This window comes from Nocardioides jiangsuensis (genome assembly GCF_019679455.1).
GTDB classification, from domain to species: domain Bacteria; phylum Actinomycetota; class Actinomycetes; order Propionibacteriales; family Nocardioidaceae; genus Nocardioides_C; species Nocardioides_C jiangsuensis.
In genome coordinates this window covers 43527-65931 of record NZ_JAIEZQ010000003.1, presented here as the reverse complement: position 1 = coordinate 65931, position 22405 = coordinate 43527, and the positions used below count along the sequence as shown (strand labels likewise).

The 22405-nt window shown below is 73.3% G+C and carries 21 protein-coding genes; 6 read left to right on the top strand and 15 right to left on the bottom strand.

Translation table 11 applies throughout. The features are described from left to right. Positions 1-38: 38 nt before the first annotated feature. Entirely contained in the window at positions 39-506 is a 468-nt protein-coding gene (locus K1X13_RS16130; protein WP_221026173.1) for an OsmC family protein, read from the top strand. 105 nt (positions 507-611) lie between these two features. On the opposite strand, the gene K1X13_RS16125 is transcribed toward K1X13_RS16130, so the two are convergent. From K1X13_RS16125 to K1X13_RS16095, 7 genes are all read right to left on the bottom strand, one after another. Beyond that, positions 612-1220 carry a GNAT family N-acetyltransferase gene (locus K1X13_RS16125; RefSeq protein WP_308249596.1) on the bottom strand — a complete coding sequence of 203 codons (609 nt, stop codon included), beginning with the start codon at positions 1218-1220 and terminating at the stop codon, positions 612-614. A 332-nt stretch (positions 1221-1552) separates the two neighbouring features. Further along, positions 1553-2506, bottom strand: coding sequence for a serine/threonine dehydratase (locus K1X13_RS16120; RefSeq protein WP_221026172.1), 954 nt, complete (start codon positions 2504-2506; stop codon positions 1553-1555). Further along, on the bottom strand, positions 2503-2754 hold the full coding sequence (locus K1X13_RS16115; protein ID WP_221026171.1) for an SCO4848 family membrane protein: 252 nt from the start codon (positions 2752-2754) through the stop codon (positions 2503-2505). Before K1X13_RS16115 ends, K1X13_RS16120 begins: the two co-directional genes overlap by 4 nt. Positions 2755-2766: 12 nt before the next feature. Next, positions 2767-3822, bottom strand: coding sequence for a YihY/virulence factor BrkB family protein (locus K1X13_RS16110; RefSeq protein ID WP_221026170.1), 1056 nt, complete (start codon positions 3820-3822; stop codon positions 2767-2769). 28 nt (positions 3823-3850) lie between these two features. Further along, positions 3851-4381, bottom strand: coding sequence for a 2'-5' RNA ligase family protein (locus tag K1X13_RS16105; RefSeq protein WP_221026169.1), 531 nt, complete (start codon positions 4379-4381; stop codon positions 3851-3853). Positions 4382-4391: 10 nt separating this feature from the next. Then, positions 4392-5423 (bottom strand): tryptophan--tRNA ligase, encoded by a 1032-nt coding sequence (trpS, locus tag K1X13_RS16100; protein WP_372450706.1) that lies wholly within the window; start codon positions 5421-5423, stop codon positions 4392-4394. A gap of 30 nt (positions 5424-5453) precedes the next feature. Further along, entirely contained in the window at positions 5454-6809 is a 1356-nt protein-coding gene (locus K1X13_RS16095; RefSeq protein WP_221026167.1) for a hemolysin family protein, read from the bottom strand. A gap of 73 nt (positions 6810-6882) precedes the next feature. On the opposite strand from K1X13_RS16095, the gene K1X13_RS16090 reads away from it, so the two are divergent. Continuing rightward, complete coding sequence (locus K1X13_RS16090) at positions 6883-8013, top strand: GNAT family N-acetyltransferase (RefSeq protein WP_221026166.1); 1131 nt, start codon at positions 6883-6885, stop codon at positions 8011-8013. A gap of 34 nt (positions 8014-8047) precedes the next feature. Here K1X13_RS16090 and K1X13_RS16085 read toward each other — a convergent pair whose 3' ends face one another. The 3 genes from K1X13_RS16085 to K1X13_RS16075 form a co-directional block, all read right to left on the bottom strand. Beyond that, complete coding sequence (locus K1X13_RS16085; RefSeq protein ID WP_308249595.1) at positions 8048-9280, bottom strand: MFS transporter; 1233 nt, start codon at positions 9278-9280, stop codon at positions 8048-8050. A 215-nt stretch (positions 9281-9495) separates the two neighbouring features. Further along, on the bottom strand, positions 9496-10011 hold the full coding sequence (locus K1X13_RS16080; RefSeq protein WP_221026165.1) for a 2'-5' RNA ligase family protein: 516 nt from the start codon (positions 10009-10011) through the stop codon (positions 9496-9498). A gap of 265 nt (positions 10012-10276) precedes the next feature. Next, entirely contained in the window at positions 10277-12502 is a 2226-nt protein-coding gene (locus K1X13_RS16075; protein ID WP_221026164.1) for an NADP-dependent isocitrate dehydrogenase, read from the bottom strand. Between the two features lie 253 nt (positions 12503-12755). Here K1X13_RS16075 and K1X13_RS16070 point away from each other — a divergent pair, with 253 nt between their 5' ends. The 3 genes from K1X13_RS16070 (at position 12756) to K1X13_RS19470 (ending at position 15693) form a co-directional block, all read left to right on the top strand. Then, the gene (locus K1X13_RS16070; protein ID WP_221026163.1) at positions 12756-13745 is read left to right on the top strand and encodes a malate dehydrogenase; all 990 of its coding nucleotides are present in this window, start codon (positions 12756-12758) and stop codon (positions 13743-13745) included. A gap of 143 nt (positions 13746-13888) precedes the next feature. Further along, positions 13889-14722 (top strand): MEDS domain-containing protein, encoded by an 834-nt coding sequence (locus tag K1X13_RS16065; protein WP_221026162.1) that lies wholly within the window; start codon positions 13889-13891, stop codon positions 14720-14722. Next, on the top strand, positions 14719-15693 hold the full coding sequence (locus K1X13_RS19470; RefSeq protein ID WP_221026161.1) for an anti-sigma factor RsbA family regulatory protein: 975 nt from the start codon (positions 14719-14721) through the stop codon (positions 15691-15693). The genes K1X13_RS16065 and K1X13_RS19470 overlap by 4 nt, the downstream gene beginning before the upstream one ends. Before the next feature lie 11 nt (positions 15694-15704). Here the strand turns inward: K1X13_RS19470 and K1X13_RS16055 are convergent, their stop codons facing one another. Genes K1X13_RS16055 through K1X13_RS16035 form a run of 5 tightly spaced genes read right to left on the bottom strand, consistent with a single transcriptional unit; the run spans position 15705 to position 20391 of the window. Then, on the bottom strand, positions 15705-16001 hold the full coding sequence (locus K1X13_RS16055; RefSeq protein WP_221026160.1) for a DUF3017 domain-containing protein: 297 nt from the start codon (positions 15999-16001) through the stop codon (positions 15705-15707). Positions 16002-16011: 10 nt separating this feature from the next. Then, entirely contained in the window at positions 16012-16869 is an 858-nt protein-coding gene (locus K1X13_RS16050; RefSeq protein WP_221026159.1) for a bifunctional methylenetetrahydrofolate dehydrogenase/methenyltetrahydrofolate cyclohydrolase, read from the bottom strand. 46 nt (positions 16870-16915) lie between these two features. After that, entirely contained in the window at positions 16916-18493 is a 1578-nt protein-coding gene (gene purH / locus K1X13_RS16045) for a bifunctional phosphoribosylaminoimidazolecarboxamide formyltransferase/IMP cyclohydrolase (protein WP_221026158.1), read from the bottom strand. Then, positions 18490-19122 (bottom strand): phosphoribosylglycinamide formyltransferase, encoded by a 633-nt coding sequence (gene purN, locus K1X13_RS16040; protein ID WP_308249594.1) that lies wholly within the window; start codon positions 19120-19122, stop codon positions 18490-18492. The genes purH and purN overlap by 4 nt, the downstream gene beginning before the upstream one ends. Positions 19123-19149: 27 nt before the next feature. After that, entirely contained in the window at positions 19150-20391 is a 1242-nt protein-coding gene (locus K1X13_RS16035) for a cell division protein PerM (protein ID WP_221026157.1), read from the bottom strand. A 160-nt stretch (positions 20392-20551) separates the two neighbouring features. Between K1X13_RS16035 and K1X13_RS16030 the strand changes: the two genes are divergently transcribed. Beyond that, positions 20552-22393 carry a sigma factor-like helix-turn-helix DNA-binding protein gene (locus K1X13_RS16030; RefSeq protein WP_221026156.1) on the top strand — a complete coding sequence of 614 codons (1842 nt, stop codon included), beginning with the start codon at positions 20552-20554 and terminating at the stop codon, positions 22391-22393. Positions 22394-22405 lie beyond the last annotated feature (12 nt).

The following is a 22405-nucleotide window of genomic DNA, read 5'->3' as shown; positions in this document are numbered from 1 at the left end:
CCGGCGCGACGCCCCGGCGGCGGTGGCAGGGTGGGGCCATGGCTGCGCACACCTACGAGATCACCGTGACGTGGACCGGCGACCGCGGCGAGGGGACGTCCTCGATCAAGGGCTACGACCGGTCGCACACCATCTCCGCCGACGGCCCGCCGGACATCGAGGGCACCGCGGACCCGACCTTCCTCGGCGACCCCGCCAGGTGGAACCCCGAGCAGCTCTTCGTCGCCGCGCTCTCCCAGTGCCACATGCTGTGGTACCTCGGGCTGTGCGCCCGGGCCGGCGTGGTGGTCAGCGAGTACGTCGACCGGCCGGCCGGCACGATGGTAACCGCGCCCGACGGCAGCGGCCGGTTCACCGAGGTGGTGCTGCGGCCGCGGATCACCGTCGCGGCCGAGGACCAGGTGGAGCGGGCGACCGCCCTGCACGAGAAGGCGAACCAGATGTGCTTCGTCGCGCAGTCGGTGACCTGCGACATCCGGCACGAGCCGGAGATCAAGGTCCGCTGACGTACACGCCACTCGGACGTGCAGTCGGGCTCCCGACGGCGATCGGCCGAGCGTGCGGCTGGGCGTACGGCGCCCCGAGTGCACGTCCGAACGGCGGTGGGCGGGTCAGCCGCGCCACTCGTCGGCGAGGAGGGCGTAGCCCAGGCCGTCCAGCCACTCCCCCGACCGGTGCAGCGACTCGCGCCGCGTGTGCAGCTCGCGGCGCATGCCCAGCCGCTCCATGAGGCGCCACGAGCTCACGTTGTCGGCGAAGCAGTTCGCCGTCAACCGGCGCAGGCCGAGGTCCTCGAAGCACAGCCGGACCAGCGCCCTGACCGCCTCGGTGGCGTAGCCACGACCGCCGTACGCCGGGTCGATGCACCAGCCGAGCTCCGCCTGGACGCCGCGCGCCCGGTCGGCGACCTCCGCCTGGGCCCACGCGTCCTCGATCGCGAGCATCAGGTCGCCGATCACCTCGCCGTCGAGCTCGACCACGAGGGTCTTGGCCAGCCGTCCGGGATCCTCGAACCTCGCGCGGTACTCCTCGCGGTCCTTCGGGGCCGCCGTCAGCCACTGCACGACCGAGTCGATCCGCCGGATCCGCCAGGTCGCGTCGACGTCGGCCGCCACCGCCGGGCGCAGCGAGAGCCGCTCGGTCCGGACCGGCCAGGTGATCTCGTCGAGCCTCGAGGTCCCGGCACCGTCGTGCCGAGGCGTGTCCCGTTCGTCGGGCACCTGCGTCGATGCCGCGGCCGGGTTCACAGGCCGCCCCCGCCCTGGCCGTTCATCTGCTCGCCGAGGAACGACGCGTTCGGGTCCACGGCCCGCCGGGGCAGTCGCGGGTCCGGTGCCGGTCCGCGGGAGAGCAGACGCGGCTGCCGTGGCCGTCGCCGACGCCCCCGGCGCGTGAGGAACCGTGCGGCCGTCCTTGCCCGATCGAACATGCGTGCTCCCGTCGTCGCAGTGGACCTTTCGTATCGTGGCGCACGGCTCAGGCCGGTGCACCTTCTTTGACGGAGCTGGCCGGCGCCGCCGCGGCCGGTGGGCTCGGTGCCCGCTCAGTACAGCTAAGGCAGCGCGGGGTTGTTCCCGCCGCTGACCACGACCACGACGGTCGACCCCGGGTGTACGGCGACCCGGCCCGACATCAGCGCCGCCAGGGCAGCGCTCGCACCCGGCTCGGCGAGCACCCGCACCCGCTCCCAGAGAAAGCGGCGGGCGGCCAGCAGGGACTCCTCGTCCACGAGCACCGAGGTGGTCCCGTGCCGGGCGGCGGTCTCGTAGCCGAGCCGGCCGATCCGCGGCGGGCCCAGCGAGTCGGCGGCAGCTCCCGCCGCGCCGTGGCCCACGGGCTCCCCCGCCTCCACCGCGGCGTGCAGGTGGGGGCAGAGCTCGGGCTCGACCGGCTGCACCGGGACCGTCCCGTCCAGGGCAGCGGTGACACCGGCGTACAGCCCTCCACCGCCGCAGCCGAGCAGGACCAGCTCTGCTGCGGGCACCTGCTCCGCGATCTCGAGGCCGACCGTCCCGGCGCCGCACACCGTCTCCACGGTGTCGTACGGGTGCACCAGCGGCACGCCGTGGGACTCGCTGAACTCCCGGCACGCCTCGAGCGCCTCCCCCACGTGCCCCTCGACGAGGTGCAGGGTCGCGCCGTAGTCACGGATCCGCTGGAGCTTCTCGGGCGTGGCGGTCCCGGGCACGAACACGTCGGCCCGGAGGCCGTCGCGGCGTGCGGCCCAGGCGACCGCGGCACCGTGGTTTCCCCCCGACGCAGCGGTCACCGAGCGGGTGCCCTCGTCGAGGACCATCACGGAGTTGAGCGCCCCACGGGCCTTGAAGGAGCCGGTGTGCTGGAGCAGCTCGAGCTTGAGCACGACCCGGCCCGGGACGCCGAGCTCGTCGCCGTGCAGGGTGAGGGTGGGGGTGTGCCGCACCTTCTCACCCAGCCGCGCGGCCGCGCTCTCCACGTCGGCCCGGGTGGGCAGGTCCGTCGTCCGTCCGGCCCCCGGCGCGGTCATCGCGGGGCGTCCTCGGCGGCGCGGTCGGGCGAGGTCGCCCGCCACGCCCGCCAGCCGAGCCGGCCGAGGACGAGGGCGATCACGACGTTGACCACGATCAGCACGATGTGCGCCACGTAGTAGCCGGTGGGACGGTCCTCGCCGCCCGCGGCGGTCTCCGCGAGGTTCTTGGCGAAGTTCGCGTAGCTGAGGAGGTTCCAGACGGCGATCGCGAGGAACAGGACGGCGTGCTTGCGTTCGAGCTTCACGCCGTCATTGTCTCAGTCCTCCGCGGTCCGCTTCCGCGCGGCCACGGCGCCGAGCGCGGCCCCGGCCATCACTCCCGCGAGCACCGCGCGGCCACGGCCGTCCTTCTCCCCGCCGACCGGTACGGCGGCGGCGCTGACCGGGACCACCGGGATCTCGGCGAGCGCGGCCGCCTCGGCGCGGCGCCGCTCCGCCTCGGGGGCGGCGTAGGCGTACGCGGCACCGTACATCGTGACCCGGCTGAAGTAGTTGATCCAGACCAGCAGGATCAGTGCCACGCCGAACGCCTGCGCGGCGGGCTCGTTCTTGGTGCCGGCCATCAGGAAGCTGGCCAGGTACTTCAGCACCTCGAAGCCGACGGCGCCGAGCACCGCACCCTCGAGCACGGCCTTGCGGGGCAGGCCGGGCTGGGCGAGCAGCCGGTACATCGCGAAGAACAGCACGGTGGTGGCGGCCACCCCGAGCACCAGGCCGAGCAGCGGCAGCAGGACCGCGGCCACCACGCTGTCGCCGAGGCCGACCCAGCCGAGCAGCAGCTCGGAGAAGCCCGAGACCATCCCGGAGACCGCGACGGAGACGAGCAGGGTGGTGCCGATGACCACCAGCGTCAGCAGGTCGCGGATCTTGCCGAGGACGAGGTTGGGCTGCACCCGCGGCGGGAGCTGGAAGACCGACTCCAGCGCGTCGCGCATGCCCGAGAGCCAGCCGAGCCCGGAGTAGAGCACACCGAAGAGACCGATCAGACCGATCGTGCCGGCGTACTTCTCGAACGTGTCGATCGAGATCTGGTTCTCGCCGTTGCCGACGATCCCGGGCAGCAGCTGGTTGATGGTGACCACCAGGTCGCGCTGGGCGTCGGGGTAGACCTTGGCGACCCAGCCGACCACGAAGAAGGCGAGCGCGAGGATCGGGAAGAACGACAGGAAGCCGAAGTACGTCGCCGCGCCGGCCTGTCCGTTGCCGTTGACCGCCCCGTAGTGCTGGAACGTCTTGACCGCGTGGTCCACCGACGGTCTGCGCTCGCGCAGCCGGTCGACTCGGGACGTGACGCGTTCCTTGAGCGATGCCATGTCCCTCTCCTACCCAAAAGGCGGAGAACTACCGCTGCGGGGGCCCGCCGGGCGCGAGGGCGAACCTGCGGGTGGGCTGCCAGCCCATCTCGGCGTCGTGCACGTAGAGCAGGAAGTGGTCGGCGTCGAACTGGCACTCGAAGGTGGACAGGTCGTCGAAGGCCCGGTCGAGCAGCGGGTCGTCGAGATGGTGCGCCACGGTGACGTGCGGGTGGTACGGGAACGCGAGCTCGGTGGCCAGGGGGCCGCGGCGGATGCTCATCGCGAGCTGCTCGCACTGGGAGATGCCGCGGACGACGGTGACGAAGACGACCGGGGACACCGGGCGGAAGGTGCCGGTCCCCCGCAGGTGCACCCGGAACGCCGTCTTGCGGGCGGCCGCGTCGGCGAGGTGCGCCTCCACGGCGGGCAGGGTGTCGGGCTCGACCTCGAACGGAGGCATCAGCGTGATGTGCGTCGGGATGCCCTTCGCGGTCACGTCGCCGAGCGAGGCGCGGTAGTCCTGGAGCTGCTCGCCCCACGGCTCGGGCACCGCGAGAGCCACGCCGATCGTCGTCACCCGGAGAACCCTACCCACCCGCCGGGACGAACCCGATGCGGTCGTAGACGTCCGCGAGGGTGCGCTCGGCCACCTCGTTCGCCCGCTCGGCGCCGGCGCGGAGCACGGCGTCGAGCTCGGACCGGTCCTCGAGCAGCTCCAGCGTCCGGTCGCGGAACGGGGTGACGAACTCGACCACCACGTCGGCGAGATCCTTCTTCAGGTCGCCGTAGCCGCGCCCGTCGTACTCCTTCTCCAGCGCCTCGACCGAGCGGCCCGACAGCGCGGAGTAGATCGTGAGCAGGTTGGAGACGCCCGGCTTCTCCTCCGGGTCGAAGCGGACCTCGGTGCCCGAGTCGGTCACCGCCGAGCGGATCTTCTTGGCCGACACCTTGGGGTCGTCGAGCATCTCGACGATCCCGGCCGGGGAGGACGCGGACTTCGACATCTTCGCCGTCGGGTCCTGCAGGTCGGTGATCTTCGCGGTGGCCTTGAGGATGTACGGCTCGGGCAGCCGGAAGGTCTTCTTGTAGCGGTGGTTGAACCGCTGGGCGAGGTCGCGGGTGAGCTCGAGGTGCTGGCGCTGGTCCTCGCCCACCGGCACGTGGTGCGGGCGGTAGAGCAGGATGTCCGCGGCCTGGAGCACCGGGTAGGTGAACAGACCCACGGTGGCCCGCTCGGTGCCGCCCTTGGCCGACTTGTCCTTGAACTGGGTCATCCGGCTCGCCTCACCGAAGCCGGTGAGTCCCGCGAGGACCCACTGCAGCTGCGCGTGCGCCGGCACGTGCGACTGGACGAAGACCGAGGACCGCGCCGGGTCGATCCCCATCGCGATCAGCTGGGCCGCCGCGCGCAGGGTTCGCTCGCGCAGCCGCTTCGGCTCCTGCTCGACGGTGATCGCGTGCAGGTCGGCGATGAAGAAGAACGGCTCGTGGTCGGCCTGGAGGTCCACCCACTGCCGCAGCGCGCCGAGGTAGTTGCCGAAGTGGAACGAGTCGGCGGTCGGCTGGATCCCGGAGAGGACCCGGGGGCGGGCGGTCGGTGCAGGTGCGGCCTCGGGCATGGCAGGCATTCTGTCAGGCGTGACCGGCACTCAGCTCGCCTGGTCCGTGTGGATCTCGGGCTCCGCCTCGCGGGCTGCGTCGGCGGCCTCCGGGCTCAGCACCACGGGCGGGGGTACGACGGTCACCAGCACGCGCGCGACCCGGCGCCCCTCGACCTCGCGGACCACGAGCCGGTGGTCCTCGAAGTCCACGGTGTCGCCGGCCTCGGGCACGCGGCCGAGCCGGGCCATGATGAAGCCGGCCAGGGTCTCGTAGGGGCCCTCGGGCAGCTCCACGCCGGTCTCGTCCTCGAAGTCGTCGAGGTTGAGCAGCCCGTCCACCTCGACGTCGCCGCCGCGCAGCCGGGTGGTCTCGGCCTCGTCGACGTCGTACTCGTCCTTGATGTCGCCGATGAGCTCCTCGACGAGATCCTCCATGGTCACGATCCCCGCGGTGCCGCCGTACTCGTCGGCGACGATCGCGAGGTGCGTGCCCTCGCGGCGCATGTCCGCGAGCGCGGCCAGCAGCGGGCGCGTCCACGGGAGTACCAGGGTCTGCCGGGACAGCTCGCCGACACGGACCGAGCGGTTGGCCATCTCCGGGTCGAGCAGGTCCCGCACGTGCACGAAGCCGATCACGTCGTCGGCGGAGCCGCGGATCACCGGGTACCGGGAGTGCGGCTGCGCCAGCGCGTCCTTGGCCGCCCGGTAGACCGGCGTGGAGGCGTCGAGGAAGTCGACCTCGGTCCGCGGGATCATCACCTCGCGGATCTGCCGGTCCCCCGCCTCGAAGACGTCCTCGACGATCCGCCGCTCCTCCTCGCCGAGGGTCTCGTGGGCGTTGACGAGCTCGCGGAGCTCCTCGTCGCTCATCTGCTCCTTCTGCGCGTCGGGGTCGCCGCCGAGCAGCCGCACCACGAAGTTGGTCGACTTCGAGAGCACCCAGATCACCGGGCGGGAGACCTTGGATACCTTGTCGATCATCGGCCCGAGCGCCAGCGAGAACGCCTCGGCGCGCTGGAGCCCGAGCCGCTTGGGCACGAGCTCGCCGAAGACAAGCGACATGTAGGAGATCGCGATCGTGACCAGGACGAGCGCGAGCGGGGAGGCCACGCCCGGCGGGATGCCCCAGTCCACGAGCACCGGGGTCAGGTCGCCCGAGAGCGTCGCGCCACCGAACGCGGCGGAGAGGAACCCGGCCAGCGTGACGCCGACCTGCACCGCGGCGAGGAACCGGTTCGGGTCCTCGTTGAGCTCGGCCACGATGCGGCCGCGCTTGCCACGCGTGGACAGCGCCCGGGCCTGCCCGTCGCGCAGGGAGACGAGCGAGATCTCAGCGGCGGCGAACACGCCGCCGATGAGGACGAAGACGACGACAAGCCCGATGTTGGCGAGCGTGCCGTTCATCGTCTTTGACCTTCATCCATGGGCACGAGGATAAGGGTTTGCCCCCCGCCCGCGTTAACGACAGGGTTCCGCCATGAGGTTCCCCGAGGTCCCCACGCTCTCCGACGGCACGGTCACCCTGCGCGCGCACCACATCGGCGACGCCGAGGGCGTCTACGAGCAGTGCCAGGACCCGCTCAGCCAGGAGTGGACCACGGTCCCGATCCCCTACTCCCGCGACGACGCGAAGCGGTTCGTGCGCGAGATCATGCCCGGGGGCTGGCGCGAGGACGTCGAGTGGGGGTTCGCCGTGGAGGCGCCCGACGACGACGGGACGCCCCGGTTCGCCGGGACCGTCTCGCTGCGCAACGAGCGGGAGGGCCGCGCCGAGGTCGCCTTCGGGGCCCACCCCTGGGCGCGGGGCCGCGGGGTGATGGCCCGCGCGCTGGAGCTGCTTCTCGCCTGGGGCTTCGAGGAGCGCGGCCTGCAGACCGTGGTCTGGTGGGCGAACCGGGGCAACTGGGCCTCCCGCCGGCTCGCCTGGCAGCTCGGGTTCTCGCTGGACGGCACGGTCCGCCAGTGGCTCCCGCAGCGCGGCGAGCTGCTCGACGCCTGGGTGGGCGTGCTGCTCGCGAGCGACGAGCGGGTCCCGCGCCACCCGTGGTACGCCGTGCCGCGCATCGTCGGGGCGAACGTCGTACTCCGCGGGCACCGGCCCGACGACCTCCCGCGGATCCAGGAGGCCTGCCTCGACGAACGGACCCGCCACTGGTTCGCCGACCTCCCCGACCCGTACACGCTCGAGGAGGCGCGGACGTACGTCGACGGCCGCACCGAGCACCGCGCCTCGGGCAGCGGCATCGGCTGGGTGGTCGCCGACCCGGCCACCGACGTGCTGCTGGCCAACATCTCGGTCTTCGACGTGAAGCACGGCCGGAGCGGCGAGATCGGCTACTGGGCGCACCCCGCGGCACGCGGCCGGGGCGTGACCACCGAGGCGTGCGGGCTGGTCGTCCGGCACGCCTTCCTCCCCGAGGACGTCGGCGGCCTGGGCCTGCAGCGGCTCACCGTCGGCGCGGCCGAGACCAACACCGCGTCGCGGCACGTCATCGAGACGAACGGCTTCGTGCAGACCGGGCGCGAGCGGGCCGGCTCGCGGCTGCGCGACGGCAGCGTCGTGGACACGATCCGCTACGACCTGCTCGCCTCGGAGCACACCCGCTGAGCTCGTCCGCGGGCCGCGAGCCTGGCGGCGGGGGTCAGACCCGTGCCGCGGCCGTCGTACGGCGGTGCAGGACGGCGGAGACGGCCAGCACCAGGAGCCCGGCCAGCGAGAGGCCGGCCCCCACCCAGCTCGGGGCGGAGTAGCCGAGGCCGGCCGCGATCACCAGGCCGCCGAGCCAGGCACCGAGCGCGTTCGCGGCGTTCAGCGAGGCGTGGTTCATCGCCGCGCCCAGCGTCTGCGCGTCGCCGGCGACCTGCATCAGCCGCATCTGCAGGTTGACCACGAGCACCGACCCGACGGTGGCGATCGTGAACACCGTGAGCAGCCCCGGCACGACCGCCTTCGCGGTGACGGTGAACAGGGCGAGGCTGAGCCCCATCGCGACCGAGGAGGCGATCAGCGACCGGAAGATCGACCAGTCCGCGAGGACCCCGCCCAGCATCGTGCCCAGCACTCCCCCGAGGCCGAAGGCCAGCAGGAACAGCGGGATCGCGCTCGAGGAGAGGCCGGTGACGTCGGTGACGGTCGGCGCGATGTAGGAGTACATCGCGAACATCCCGCCGAAGCCGACCGCTCCGACGAGGAGGGTCAGCCAGACCTGGGGCCGGGCGAAAGCGCCGAGCTCGCGGCGCCCGGTGGCCCCTGGGTCGGCGTCGGCGCGCGGCACGAACAGCGCGACCATCGCGACGGTGAGCAGCCCGAGCACTGTCACAGCCCAGTACGCCGAGCGCCAGCCGAGGTGCTGACCCATCCAGGTCGCCGCGGGTACGCCGACCACGTTCGCGACCGGCAGGCCCAGCATCACCAGGCTGACCGCGCGGCCTCGCCGGTGCGTCTCCACCAGCGAGGCGGCGACCAGCGAGGCGACCCCGAAGAACGCGCCGTGCGGGAGGCCGGCGAGGAAGCGGGCCGCGGTGAGCGACTCGTAGCTGACCGCGAGGGCGCTGCCCCCGTTGCCGACGGCGAACGCGAGCATCAACGCGAGCAGCAGGCCGCGGCGGGGCAGCTTCGCACCGAAGACCGCGATCAGGGGCGCACCGACCACCACCCCGAGGGCGTAGGCGGAGATCACGTGCCCGGCGGTCGGGATGGGGACACCGACGCCGGTGGCCATCTCGGGCAGCAGCCCCATCGTCACGAACTCGGTGGTACCGATCGCGAAGCCGCCCATGGCCAGCGCGATCGTGGCCAGGGTGACGTGACGGGTGCTGCGCGGGGAGGTCGTCGTGGGGCGGTCGGGCGCGGAGGTCGTCGCGGAGTTCGTCACGGGGTCCTTGTCCGGAGATGGTGCGGGGACGGTCGGCTGACGGCGTACGCAGCGCTCCTAGGTGCAAGGCCGGCGCGTACCGGACTATTCCGGAGCCGGGGCGTGACGCGCACTACGCGACGCCTGGGAGCGCTTCGCACCGGACCCGTCCTGGCCGGTGCCACAGCTGCCCCCGCGCTGAGCACCGGCGCCCGTCACCGGCACTCGGTCCCGGCTCACTCCCGGAGCGACCAGGCCCGGCGGGTCTCGGAGTCCCAGCGGCGGCAGTCCACGGCCGCCCCCTCCACCGGCGTGCCGCCACCCAGGGCCTCCAGGGCGCGGCCGACCTCGACCGCGCCGAGCCCGCGGGCCAGCGTCACGTGCGGCGTCCAGCGCCCGGGCTCGGTCAGCGGGTCGCCCAGCCCGTGGCGGCCCAGCGCCGCCGCGACCGCGGCGTGCAGGGCGAGCAGGCGGGTGTCCACGACGAGCAGCAGCACGAGAACGTAGCGGTGCCGTCCGAAGACCGCGACCGGGCCCAGCCGCACGGGCAGCGGCAGGGTCGCGGCCACCTCCCGCAGTCGCGGCTCCGCGGCCGGGTCGACGGCGTCGCGGACCGCCAGCGTCACGTGCGGGGCGTTGGTGGGACCGGTGTGCCGGGCCTGGCTGGGCAGCTCGGCCTCCACGAGCAGCTGCCACTGGTCGCGCACCCGGGTGTCCGTGGCGGGGTCCAGCAGCAGCTCGACCGACTGCATCCGCGTCTCCCCTCGACCCGTGGCGTGGTGGCCTGTGGCGTGGCCCGACCGTACAACGCGGGGAGGCTCCCGCGGCGCCGTACGGTCCCCGCGGAGACCGGTCGGGCGGCACCTGACGGCCCCGGGACCCTCCGGGGTGCGCCGGACGCGCCGGGACGCGCCGGGTGCGCGGGGGTGCACCGGCGCCGGGACGGCGGAAGGCGCCACCCGTCGGGACGGGTGGCGCCTTCGCTGCCTTCGAAACCGGACGGTGTCCGGCGGTGCGCTAGCCGAGCTTGGAGACGATCTGGTTGAACGTCGCGGACGGGCGCATCACCGCGACCGCCTTCTCCGGGTCGGGCCGGTAGTAGCCGCCGATCTCGGCCGGCGAGCCCTGGACGGCGAGCAGCTCCTCGTTGATCGTCGCCTCGTTGGCCGCCAGCGACTGGGCCAGCTCGGCGAAGGCCGCCGCGAGCTCGGCGTCCGCGGACTGCGCGGCGAGCTCCTGGGCCCAGTAGAGCGCCAGGTAGAAGTGGCTGCCGCGGTTGTCGATCTCCCCGGCGCGGCGGCTGGGCGACTTGTTCTCCATGAGGAACGTGCCGGTCGCCTTGTCGAGGGTCTCGGCGAGGATCTTCGCGCGGGCGTTGTCCGTGGTCTCGCCCAGGTGCTCGAAGCTCACCGCGAGCGCGAGGAACTCGCCCAGGCTGTCCCAGCGCAGGTGGTTCTCCTTGACCAGCTGCTGCACGTGCTTCGGGGCCGAGCCGCCGGCGCCGGTCTCGAACAGGCCTCCGCCGTTGATCAGCGGGACCACGGACAGCATCTTGGCGCTGGTCCCGAGCTCGAGGATCGGGAACAGGTCGGTCAGGTAGTCGCGCAGCACGTTGCCGGTGACCGAGATCGTGTCCTCGCCCTTGCGGATCCGCTCGAGCGAGAACGCCATCGCGTCGGCCGGCGCCATGATCTCGATCCGGAGGCCGTCCGTGTCGTGCTCGGTGAGGTACTCCCGCACCTTGGCGATCAGGTTCGCGTCGTGGGCGCGCGTCTCGTCGAGCCAGAAGACGGCCGGGTCACCGGTCGCCCGGGCCCGGGTGACCGCCAGCTTCACCCAGTCGCGGATCGGCACGTCCTTGGTCTGGCAGGCGCGCCAGATGTCGCCCGCGCTGACGGTGTGCTCGAGCAGGGCGTCGCCGTTGCCGTCGACCACGCGCACCGTGCCGGTGGTCGGGATCTCGAAGGTCTTGTCGTGGCTGCCGTACTCCTCGGCCGCCTGGGCCATCAGGCCCACGTTGGGCACCGATCCCATGGTCGCGGGGTCGAACGCGCCGTGGGCGCGGCAGTCGTCGATGACGACCTGGTAGATGCCGGCGTAGCTGCTGTCCGGGATCACCGCGAGCGTGTCGGCCTCGCCGCCGTCGGGGCCCCACATGTGGCCCGAGGTACGGATCATCGCGGGCATGGAGGCGTCCACGATCACGTCGCTGGGGACGTGCAGGTTGGTGATGCCCTTGTCGGAGTCGACCATGGCGAGGGCCGGACCCTCGTCGAGGCCCTGCTTGACCGAGGCCGCGATCGCGTCGCGCTGGTCGGCGGGGAGGGACTCGATCGCCTTGAGCAGCGCGCCGAGGCCGTCGTTGGGGCTGATCCCCGCAGCGGCGAGGGCCTCACCGTGCTCGGTGAAGAGCCGGGGGAAGAACGCGCGCACGACGTGGCCGAAGATGATCGGGTCGGAGACCTTCATCATCGTGGCCTTCAGGTGCACCGAGAACAGCACGCCCTCGGCCTTGGCCCTGGCGACCTGCTCGGTGAGGAACTCCCGCAGCGCGGCGACGCGCATGACGGTCGCGTCCACGACCTCGCCGGCCAGCACCGGCACGGACTCGCGGAGCACGGTGGTGGTGCCGTCGTCGCCGACGAGCTCGATCCGCAGCGAGCCGTCGGCCTCGACGACCGCGGACTTCTCGTTGGAGCGGAAGTCGTCGGCGTCCATGTGCGCGACGTTGGTCCTGGACTCGGCCGTCCAGGCGCCCATCGAGTGCGGGTGCTTGCGGGCGTACTGCTTGACCGAGGCGGGGGCGCGGCGGTCGGAGTTGCCCTCACGCAGGACGGGGTTGACGGCGCTGCCCTTGACCTTGTCGTAACGGGCGCGCGCCTCCTTCTCCTCGTCGGTCCTCGGGTCGTCGGGGTAGTCCGGCAGGTCGTAGCCCTGCTCCTGGAGCTCCGCTACCGCGGCCTTGAGCTGCGGGATCGAGGCGCTGATGTTCGGCAGCTTGATGATGTTGGCCTCGGGCCGCTTGGCGAGCTCGCCGAGCTCCGCGAGGGCGTCGTTCATCTGCTGCTCGGGCCGCAGCCGCTCGGGGAAGCTGGCGATGATGCGGCCGGCGAGGGAGATGTCGCGCGTCTCCACGTCCACCCCGGCGGTGGAGGCGTAGGCCTGGATCACCGGGAGGAAGGAGTGGGTGGCCAGAGCAGGCGCTTCGTCCGTGTAGGTGTAGATGATCTTCGAGTCCGTCACCGAGGCTCCGTTTCCGCGTTACGGGGAATAGTTTCTTGACGTCAAGATATCTCATGCGGGCCGTACGGCGGCCGCGCCCCCATCCTGCCCGCACCACGAGGGCCGCCCTCGCCGACCGTACGCGCCCCCGGTCGTCCGTACCAGGGTGCGCCCTGGCGCACGCTGCTACGGACGACCACGGCGTGAACCCGGGGCTGCCCAGGGGCAGGGGCGCTGCTAGCGTCGCATCGTCCCTCGAGAACAAGGAGTCGTCGTGAGCAAGACCCCCGTCAAGGTCGCCGTCACCGGTGCCGCCGGCCAGATCGGCTACAGCCTGCTTTTCCGGATCGCCAGCGGAGCCCTGTTCGGTCCGGACACCCCCGTCGAGCTGCGGCTCCTCGAGATCACCCCGGCGCTCGGCGCGCTCGAAGGCGTGGTCATGGAGCTCGACGACTGCGCGTTCCCGACCCTCGCCGGGGTCGAGATCGGCGACGACGCGAACACCATCTTCGACGGCGCGAACCTCGCCCTGCTCGTCGGCGCCCGCCCCCGTACCAAGGGCATGGAGCGCGGCGACCTGCTCGAGGCCAACGGCGCGATCTTCACCGGGCAGGGCAAGGCGCTCAACGACAACGCCGCCGACGACATCCGGATCGGCGTCACCGGCAACCCGGCGAACACCAACGCGCTGATCGCGATGACCAACGCCCCCGACATCCCGCGTGAGCGCTTCTCCGCGCTGACCCGCCTGGACCACAACCGGGCGATCTCGCAGCTGGCCGCGAAGACCGGCGCCTCCGTCACCGACATCACCAAGATGACGATCTGGGGCAACCACTCCGCCACCCAGTACCCCGACATCTTCCACGCGGAGATCGCCGGCAAGAACGCCGCCGAGGTCGTCGGCGACCAGAGCTGGATCGAGAACGACTTCATCCCGACCGTCGCCAAGCGCGGCGCCGCGATCATCGAGGCGCGCGGCTCCTCGTCCGCGGCCAGCGCCGCCTCGGCCACGATCGACGCGGCCCGCGACTGGCTGACCGGCAGCAAGAAGGACGACTGGGTCTCGATGGCGGTCGTCTCCGACGGCTCGTACGGTGTCCCCGAGGGCCTCATCTCCTCCTTCCCCGTCACCACGTCGGGGGGCAGCTGGGAGATCGTCCAGGGCCTGGAGATCGACGACTTCTCGCGCACGAAGATCGACGCCAGCACCGCCGAGCTCGCCGAGGAGCGCGACGCGGTCAAGGAGCTCGGCCTCATCTGAGCACCGCACGTCCCCGGAAACGGGGCGTGTCCACCTCGTGGGCACGCCCCGTTTCCGCGTCCCGGACCACTGGACCAGACCCCTCGCGAGACGGACCAGCCCATTCCTCGTCCGAATCCCGGAGATCTGCCTAGGCTGCCTCCGTGGGACGACTGAAGGTGCTCGAGAGAGCCGCGGGGCTGGCTCCGGGAGACCATGGCTCCTGGGCCTACGACGACGACGCCGGCTTCCACCGGGCGGTCACCGAGTACTTCGCCGAGGGACGCGACCGCGGCGAGCAGCTGGTCTACGTCGGGAACGGCCCGGAGGGCGCGCTCGCCGACCACCTCCGCGGCCTGGGGCAGCGGGAACGGCTGCTCGACTCCGGCCAGCTCCGCCTCCACTCGGTGCAGGACATCTTCGATGGCACCGCCCCCTTCGACCCCGCCGCGCGGGCCGAGGAGTTCTGGCGCCAGGCGGACCAGGCCGTGGCCGACGGCTACCCCGGCCTGCGCTTGCTGGGCGACGTCACCGCGCTGGTCGCGGACCCCGCCGCCCTCCCCCAGCTCCTCGACTACGAGTTCGGCGTGGACCGGCTGATGGCGGGGAGCACCGCCACCGGCCTGTGCGCCGTCGACCAGCGGCGTGCCGGGAATAGTTGGGCGCGCGCGGCCGCGGTGCACGGGATCCAGCACCTGACGTCGGGGCGATCCGCGTTCGCCGTACGCCTCTCCGGCGAGACCGTCGACCTTGTCGGCGAGGTGGACATCGCCAACACCGCCGACCTCGTCGCGCTGCTCGAAGCGGTCCGGCGCGCGACCCGTGGGCCGCTGCGGCTGCGGCTGGCCGACCTCGACTTCATCGACGTGGGCGGCACCCGCGCGCTCGCCCTCTTCGAGCAGGACATGGCAGCGCACGGCAGGCCGGTCCGGTTCGAGCAGCTGAGCCGGGCCGCACTCCGCACGCTGCGCCTGTTCGGGCTGGGAGAGGCCCCGTGAGCGGCGCCCCCCGCACCGTGGGCGGCTGGACCGGCTACGGCTTCGCCCACGAGGCGTGCGTGTACGACACCGACGCCGCGGTCCGCGCCCGCGTGCTTCCCTTCGTCGAGGAGGGTCTCGACCGCGGGGAGCCGGTCGTGGTGGTCGCCGGGGACGCCGTGCGCCACATGCTCGACGCCGCGCTCGGCAAGCGCGTCGACGACCTCGAGGTCTACGCGCCGTCGGACTCCTTCTGGTTCGGTGGGCACGAGACGCTGGCGACGTACTACGAGTCGATGCAGCCGCTGCTCGAGGCGGGCGTCCCCTGGCGCCTGGTCGGCGAGCCCACCTGGCTCGCGACGCCCGGAGGGGAGGTGTGGAGCCGGTTCGAGTCGGTGGCCAACGTCGCCTTCGCGGACTTCCCCTACTACAGCCTCTGCCTGCACGACCGGCGGCGGCTCGACCCCGCGCTGGTGCGGGCCCAGCTCCGCGTGCACCCCACGGTGTGGGACGGGCACCAGCCGGTCCGCTCCCCCGACTACCAGCCCACCGAGGCCTACCTGCGGTCGGTCGAGCCCGCCTGGAGCGCACCCCCGGCCGAGCACAGCACGCTGGGCATCACCGACGTCGTCACCGCCCGCGCCGACCTCCGGGGGTGGCTGGACACCCGGACCGTGCCCTCCCGTGCGAGCGAGGTGCTGCTCGCCGTCTACGAGCTGGTGACCAACGCGCTGCGGGCCGCCGGCGCCGCCGAGGTGGCCCAGTGGACCGACGGCATGCATGTCGTGTGGCAGATCAGCGACGGCGGCCCAGGGTTCGACGACGCCATCGCCGGCTACGTCCCGCCGCCGCCCGGCCTCGAGTCGGGGCGGGGGCTGTGGCTGGCCCGGAGCCTGGCCGACGACTCCACCCTGCGCGGCACCGCCGCCGGGACCGCGGTGCGGCTGCTGTTCCGGCACGACGAGGTCGTCCGGAGGCAGATGGCCGGCTGAGCCGGCCGCCGCTACCCGAGCTGTTCGGGTACGACGACGGCGAGCACCATCAGCGCGACCCCGGCGACGGCCAGCATGACCACGTCGGACGCCTTCCGCCGCACGCGCAGCATCCCGGCGCGGCGCTCCGGCAGCACCAGGCGGCAGGACGACCCGACGAGCAGGCCGGCGCCGATCCAGCTGACCCCGGTGCGCCAGGCGCCTGCGAGCGTGATCGCGAGCCCGGTCAGGGTCATCGCGACGACGACCAGGTACACGGCGCCGCCGAAGGTCTGCGGGCGTCGCCCGGGGTTGTCCTCGAGGATCACGGGGCCGCGCTCAGGCCGGGAGGGACAGCTCGGCGGAGCGGACGATGTTCGAGAGCAGCATCGCGCGCGTCATCGGCCCGACCCCGCCGGGGTTCGGCGAGACCCAGCCGGCGACGTCGTACACGTCGCGGGCCACGTCACCGGCGATCTTTCCCTCGGCGTCACGGGAGACGCCGACGTCGAGCACGGCCGCACCGGGCTTGACCATGTCCCCGCGGATGATGCCGGTGACCCCGGCGGCGGCGACCACGATGTCGGCCTCGCGCACGTGCTTGGCCAGGTCCCGGGTGCCGGTGTGGCACAGGGTCACGGTGGCGTTCTCGCTCCGGCGGGTCAGCAGCAGGCCCAGCGGGCGGCCCACCGTCACGCCGCGACCCACCACGCACACCTCGGCTCCCGCGATCGGGACCTCGTGGCGGCGGAGCAGCTCGACGATCCCGTTGGGCGTGCACGGGAGCGGCGCGTCCTTGCCGAGCACCAGCCAGCCCAGGTTCGTCGGGTGCAGGCCGTCAGCGTCCTTGGCGGGGTCCATCAGGCCGAGGACGTGGTTCTCGTCCATGTGCTTCGGCAGCGGCAGCTGCACGATGTAGCCGGTGCAGTCGGGGTTCGCGTTGAGCTCGGCGACCGCCTCCTCGACCGCGGACTGCGGCGCGTCCTCGGGCAGGTCGACCCGGATCGAGGTGATCCCGACCTCGGCGCAGTCGCGATGCTTGCCGGCGACGTACCACCGGCTGCCCGGGTCGTCGCCGACGAGGACCGTCGCCAGCCCGGGGACCACGCCCTGCTCGCGGAGCTTGGTGACCCGCTCGGCCAGCTCCGCCTTGATCGCGGCCGCGGTGGCCTTGCCGTCCAGAATCTGTGCCGTCACGTCGTGCATCCTCCCATGTCGCGGGCGGTCAGGGCGGTGGTCCGGGTCAGTGGAAGAAGTGCCGCGTGCCGGTGAGGTAGAGCGTCACGCCTGCGGCCTTCGCGGCCTCCACGACCTCGGCGTCGCGCACCGAGCCACCGGGCTGGACGACCGCGGCGACCCCCGCGTCGAGCAGGATCTGCAGGCCGTCGGCGAACGGGAAGAACGCGTCGGACGCGGCGACCGAGCCGGCCGCCCGCTCCCCGGCCCGCGACACCGCGAGCCGGGCCGAGTCGACCCGGTTCACCTGGCCCATCCCGACGCCGACCGAGGCGCCGTCGTGGGCGAGCAGGATCGCGTTGGACTTCACCGAGCGGCACGCCTTCCAGGCGAACGCCAGGTCGGCGAGCACGGCCTCGCTCGCGGCCTCCCCGGTGGCGAGGGTCCACGCCGACGGGTCGTCCCCGCCCCCGTCGACCTCGGCGTCGACCGCGTCGCGAGCCTGGAGCAGCAGCCCGCCGGAGATCGGCCGCATCTCCACGCCGCCCCGCTCGAGCGGTGCGCACTGGATCAGCCGGATGTTCTTCTTCGCGGAGAGGACCTCCACCGCACCCTCGTCGTACCCGGGGGCGACGACGACCTCGGTGAAGATCTCCGCCACCTGCTCGGCCATCGCCCGGGTGACCGGCACGTTGGTGGCGATCACGCCGCCGAACGCGGAGACCGGGTCGCAGGCGTGCGCCTTGCGGTGCGCCTCGGCCACGTCGGCGCCGACCGCGATGCCGCACGGGTTGCCGTGCTTGATGATCGCCACCGCGGTCCGGTCGAAGTCGTAGGCGGCGCGGCGGGCGGCGTCGGCATCGATGTAGTTGTTGTAGGACATCTCCTTGCCGTGCAGCTGGGTCGCCTGCGCCAGCCCCGGCGTCGGCGCGAAGCCGTTGGTGTAGAGGGCCGCGCGCTGGTGCGGGTTCTCGCCGTAGCGCAGCACCGCGCTCTTGTCCCAGGTGGCGCCCATCCACGCCGGAAACCCGGTGCCCTCGGAGGTGTCGGTGAGGACGTTGCCCATCCACGAGGCGACCGCCACGTCGTACGTCGCGGTGTGCACGAACGCCTCGGCCGCGAGCCGCTGCCGCTCGGCGAGGGTGAACCCGCCGCCGGAGGCCGCGGCCAGCACGTCGGCGTACCGGGCCGGGGAGGTCACGATCGCCACGCTCGGGTGGTTCTTCGCCGCCGCCCGGACCATCGAGGGTCCGCCGATGTCGATCTGCTCGACGCACTCGTCGGGGGTGGCGCCCGACAGCACCGTGTCGGCGAACGGGTAGAGGTTGGAGACGACGAGGTCGAACGGCTCCACGCCGAGCTCCTCGAGCTGGGCGCGGTGGGTCTCGAGCCGCAGGTCGGCCAGGATGCCGGCGTGCACCTTCGGGTGCAGCGTCTTCACGCGGCCGTCGAGGCACTCGGGGAAACCCGTCAGCTCCTCGACCCGGGTGACCGGGACGCCCGCGTCGGCGATCCGCGCCGCCGTCGACCCCGTGGAGACCAGGGAGACCCCGGCCTCGTTCAGCCCCCGGGCCAGCTCCTCCAGACCGGTCTTGTCGTAGACCGAGACGAGTGCCCGCTTGATCGCCCTCTTGCCGTCCGTCACTGTCCGAACCGGACCTTCCTGTCGGTGATGGTGAATCCTTCACGGGCCATCCGGCCCACGCACTCCACGAGCATGGCCCGCTCGGCGACCTTGATCCGCTCGTGCAGCGAGGCGACGTCGTCGTCGTCCTCCACGCGGACCACGGTCTGCTCGACGATCGGGCCGGTGTCGACGCCCTCGTCGACCACGAACAGCGTCGCACCCGTGACCTTGACGCCGTACGCCAGCGCGTCGGCGGGGCCGCTCATCCCCGGGAACGCCGGCGACAGCGCCGGGTGGGTGTTGACGCAGCGGCCGCCGAACTCGGCGAGGAACGCCGGGCCGGTCAGCTTCATGAACCCGGCGAGGACCACGAGGTCGGGGTCGTGCTTGCGGACCGCCGCGGTCAGCTCGCGGTCCCACTCGTCGCGGGAGGGGTGGTCGCGGACCTTGCGCACGAACGTCGGGATCCCGGCCCGCTCGGCCCGGGCCAGGCCCTCCACGGCCTCCCGGTCGGCCCCGACGGCGACGACGTCGACCCCGTACGACGGGTCCGCGGAGGCGTCGAGCAGCGCCTGGAGGTTCGTGCCCGCCCCGGAGACGAGCACCACGACGCGCGCAGGCCTGTGGGGGGCGGAGGTCGGGGGCACGCGGACAGGCTACCGACCGCGACCGGGTCAGTCCGCCCGGGACTGCTCCGTGGACGCACCGTCCGAGGGGTCACCCGCCGCGGCCCGACGTACCCGCCAGCAGGCCAGCACGCCGCCGACCAGGCCGCCGGCGCCGAGCGCGACGGCGCCGGCGAGCAGGGTCTGCAGGGGGAACGCGCCGACGTCGGCCATCCGGCCGGGGCCGGCGGCACCGCCGGCGAGCAGGACCACCATCGTGAACAGCAGCGCGCCGGCGACCCCGGACCCCAGCCCGAGCGCCGCGGCGGCGTCGTACCGGTCGACCCGCGCGCGCCGGACGGCCAGCCGTGCGGCGACCGCCGCGAGCAGGACCGGGACGGCGAGCAGACCGGTCGTCCACCACGGGGTGGGGCCGTCGCCGGGGAGCGCGGCGAGGAGCGGGAAGGCGGGGACGGGGCCGAGGACGACGACGGTCGGCGAGACCAGCGTGCCGGTGCCGACCATGAACCCCGGCCCGAGCAGGTACGCGCCGGCGAGCAGCACCGCGTTCGGCACGAACGCGATCCCGACCAGCGTGTACATCAGCCCGCCGGGACCGTCGGTGTGCAGGCGGGACAGCACCGTCGCGGCGGCGCCGATGTCGAGCAGCAGCGCGGCCGTGACGAGCACCGCGCCCGCGGCCAGCATCAGCAGCAGCACCGCGAAGGCACCGGTGGCCACCACCGAGGCCCACCCGGGCAGCGCGGAGCGGACCAGGCCACCCCGGCCCGCTCCGCGGGCGATGCCGGCGGCACCGGCGAGGAAGGAGAGCACGAAGCCGCCGACGAAGGCGCGCCCGAGGCCGGGCTCGGCCTGGTGGTGCGAGGCGAGCACCGCGGTGACCACCGCCACCAGGGAGTACACCCCGGACAGCACGGTCGCCCCGGTCAGCACCCCGCGCAGGTCGTCGACCGCCGACGTCGCACCCACCCAGCAGGCGAGCCGGTACGTCACGTAGCCGCACAGCACGGCCAGCCCCAGCGGAACCACGGTGACCGTCGCGGACGGCAGCGCCAGGTGCGCGCCGTGGCCGAGCAGCCAGGCGTCGGCGCCGACCCGGATCGCGTCGCGGGTGTCCCCGTACCGCCCCGCGTCGGCGGCGAACCACCCGGCGAGGCCGAGCGCCATGCAGACGAGCAGCACCGACCCGGCGGACACCGCCCCGGCGACGGCCGAGGTGACCGTGAGCGGTCGGCCGGGGTCGGCCTCGGCGGAGGCGCGGCGGGTCAGGGTGCTCAGCAGGTCAGTCATCCCTCCCGATCTTCGCCCAGCCGCGGGGGCTCCCCGCGCCGCCACGCCGGGACGTAGCGCGCTTCACACGCACGGCCGCGGCACGGCTGGCTCGCGGTGCGGTCGCCGGGTGAAGTACCGTTCTGGGTTGGTCGGTGAGAGTACGGCGAAGGGCGGGACCATGGCTCAGGAGGAGGAGTTCGACTCCTTCTACCTCGGGACCCGTCGCGCCCTCGTGCTCCAGGCGTTCGCGCTGACCGGGGACCTGGCCGCGGCGCAGAGCGCGGTCCGCGACGCCTACGTCGCCGCCTGGCACCACTGGCGCAAGGTTTCGTCCTACCCGGACCCGCAGGACTGGGTCCGCCCGCGCGCCTGGCAGCTCGCGCAGCGTCGGCACACCGCCCGCCTCTGGCACCGCACCAAGGACATCTCCGCCGACGACCGCGCGGTCCTCGACGCTCTGCACAAGCTCCCCGTCGGACAGCGGCGGGCCCTGCTGCTCATCCAGCTGGCCGGCGTACCCATGGCCGACGCCGCCCGCGAGCTGAACTGGCCCCAGGAGGTCGCCGAGCGCAACCTCCAGGCGGCCAGCGCCAACCTCGCGGTCGCCCTCGACACGGACTCGGCGGGGCTCCGGGCGCGGCTGCTGTCCCTGGCCGGCGCGGCGAGCCAGGCCACGCTGCCCAGGGCCTCGATCGTGCGCCGGGCCGGCCGGAAGCGCCGCCGCTCGCACAGCCTCGTCGCCACCGCGACCGTGGTCTTCCTCGCCGTCGCCTCCGGGGCCTTCGCCCACGAGCCGACCGCCGAGGACTCCGCCGACGCGCCGCTGCTCGCCCCGCCGTCCGGCAGCTCCGGGGGCCAGTCCACCGGCCAGGTGACCGAGGAGCGGTCCACCCTGCCCTCGGCGACCGACCTGCTGACCGCCGGCGACGTGGACGCGCTCGGCAAGGGGCAGCGATGGCGGGTGGTCCGCACCCACGACAACACAGACGGCGACGGCATCAACACCGTGTGCCAGCAGGCCCGGTTCGCCGACCCCGACGGCCTCTCCGCGATGGTCCGCGAGTTCAAGGCGTCGGGGTCTCCGCGCCGCTCGGCGATCCAGACCATGGAGATCTCGGCCTCCCGGGAGCAGGCCGAGGACGCCTACGCGACCACCGTCGGCTGGTACGCCGGCTGCCCCGACGGCCGCCTACAGCTGCGCCGCACGCTCGACGTCCGCAAGGTCGGCGACCAGGCCACCGTCCTGGAGCTCCAGTCGCGGACCAGGCCGACCACCAGCTACTCCGTCGCGGTGGCCCAGGTCGGCCAGGTCGTGACGTCCACGGTCGGCACGACCGTGCGCGGCGACTCCGCCCCCGCCGCCAAGACGGTCGGCGTCCTCGCGACGTCGGCCCGGGCGATCTGCGAGCGGGCGGGCGAGGGCGGCTGTGCGGCCAAGCCCCGGACCCGGTTCGCCCCACCCCCGCCGTCGGGCGAGGAGGCAGGGATCCTGGCCACCGTGGACCTCCCGCCGATCGCGGGCCTGGACGAGCCGTGGGCGGCGACCGAGCCGACCGGGGCCGCGAGGAACCCGTCCGAGACCACCTGCGACCGCGCCAGCTTCAAGGCCGACGGTGCCACGCGTACCCGCACCCGGACCTTCCTCGTGCCCGGGGAGCGGTTGCCGCCCCAGTTCGGGCTGTCGGAGACCTACGGCACCTTCCGCACCTCCCGCGCCGCCGAGCGGTTCCTCGACGAGATCCGCGGCCGGTTCGACGCCTGCGAGGACCGGGACCTGGCGACCCAGGTGCTCGCGCCCCGGACGCTCGGCAGTGCCCGCGAGGGGTTCGACGCCTCGACCTGGCAGCTGGAGACCGAGGTCTCCGACTCCGAGACGGTGCGGTTCGACGTGGGCTTCGTCCGCGTCGGCAAGACCGTGGCACAGCTGACCTTCGCCCCGGCCGGCAGCGCCGAGATGACGCCGGTGCAGTTCCGCGACCTGGTGCTGCGTGCCGCGGACCGGCTCCGCGAGCTCGCCTGAGGCTGGCCCTAG

Bases quoted from the DNA above. Each gene is read 5' to 3' on its own strand.
- K1X13_RS16130 (WP_221026173.1), top strand. From the start codon at position 39: ATGGCTGCGCACACCTACGAGATCACCGTGACGTGGACCGGCGACCGC.
- K1X13_RS16120 (WP_221026172.1), bottom strand. From the start codon at position 2,506: ATGACCGCGCCGGGGGCCGGACGGACGACGGACCTGCCCACCCGGGCC.
- K1X13_RS16110 (WP_221026170.1), bottom strand. From the start codon at position 3,822: ATGGCATCGCTCAAGGAACGCGTCACGTCCCGAGTCGACCGGCTGCGC.
- trpS (WP_372450706.1), bottom strand. From the start codon at position 5,423: ATGCCCGAGGCCGCACCTGCACCGACCGCCCGCCCCCGGGTCCTCTCC.
- K1X13_RS16095 (WP_221026167.1), bottom strand. From the start codon at position 6,809: ATGAACGGCACGCTCGCCAACATCGGGCTTGTCGTCGTCTTCGTCCTC.
- K1X13_RS16090 (WP_221026166.1), top strand. From the start codon at position 6,883: ATGAGGTTCCCCGAGGTCCCCACGCTCTCCGACGGCACGGTCACCCTG.
- K1X13_RS16080 (WP_221026165.1), bottom strand. From the start codon at position 10,011: ATGCAGTCGGTCGAGCTGCTGCTGGACCCCGCCACGGACACCCGGGTG.
- K1X13_RS16035 (WP_221026157.1), bottom strand. From the start codon at position 20,391: ATGACTGACCTGCTGAGCACCCTGACCCGCCGCGCCTCCGCCGAGGCC.
- K1X13_RS16030 (WP_221026156.1), top strand. From the start codon at position 20,552: ATGGCTCAGGAGGAGGAGTTCGACTCCTTCTACCTCGGGACCCGTCGC.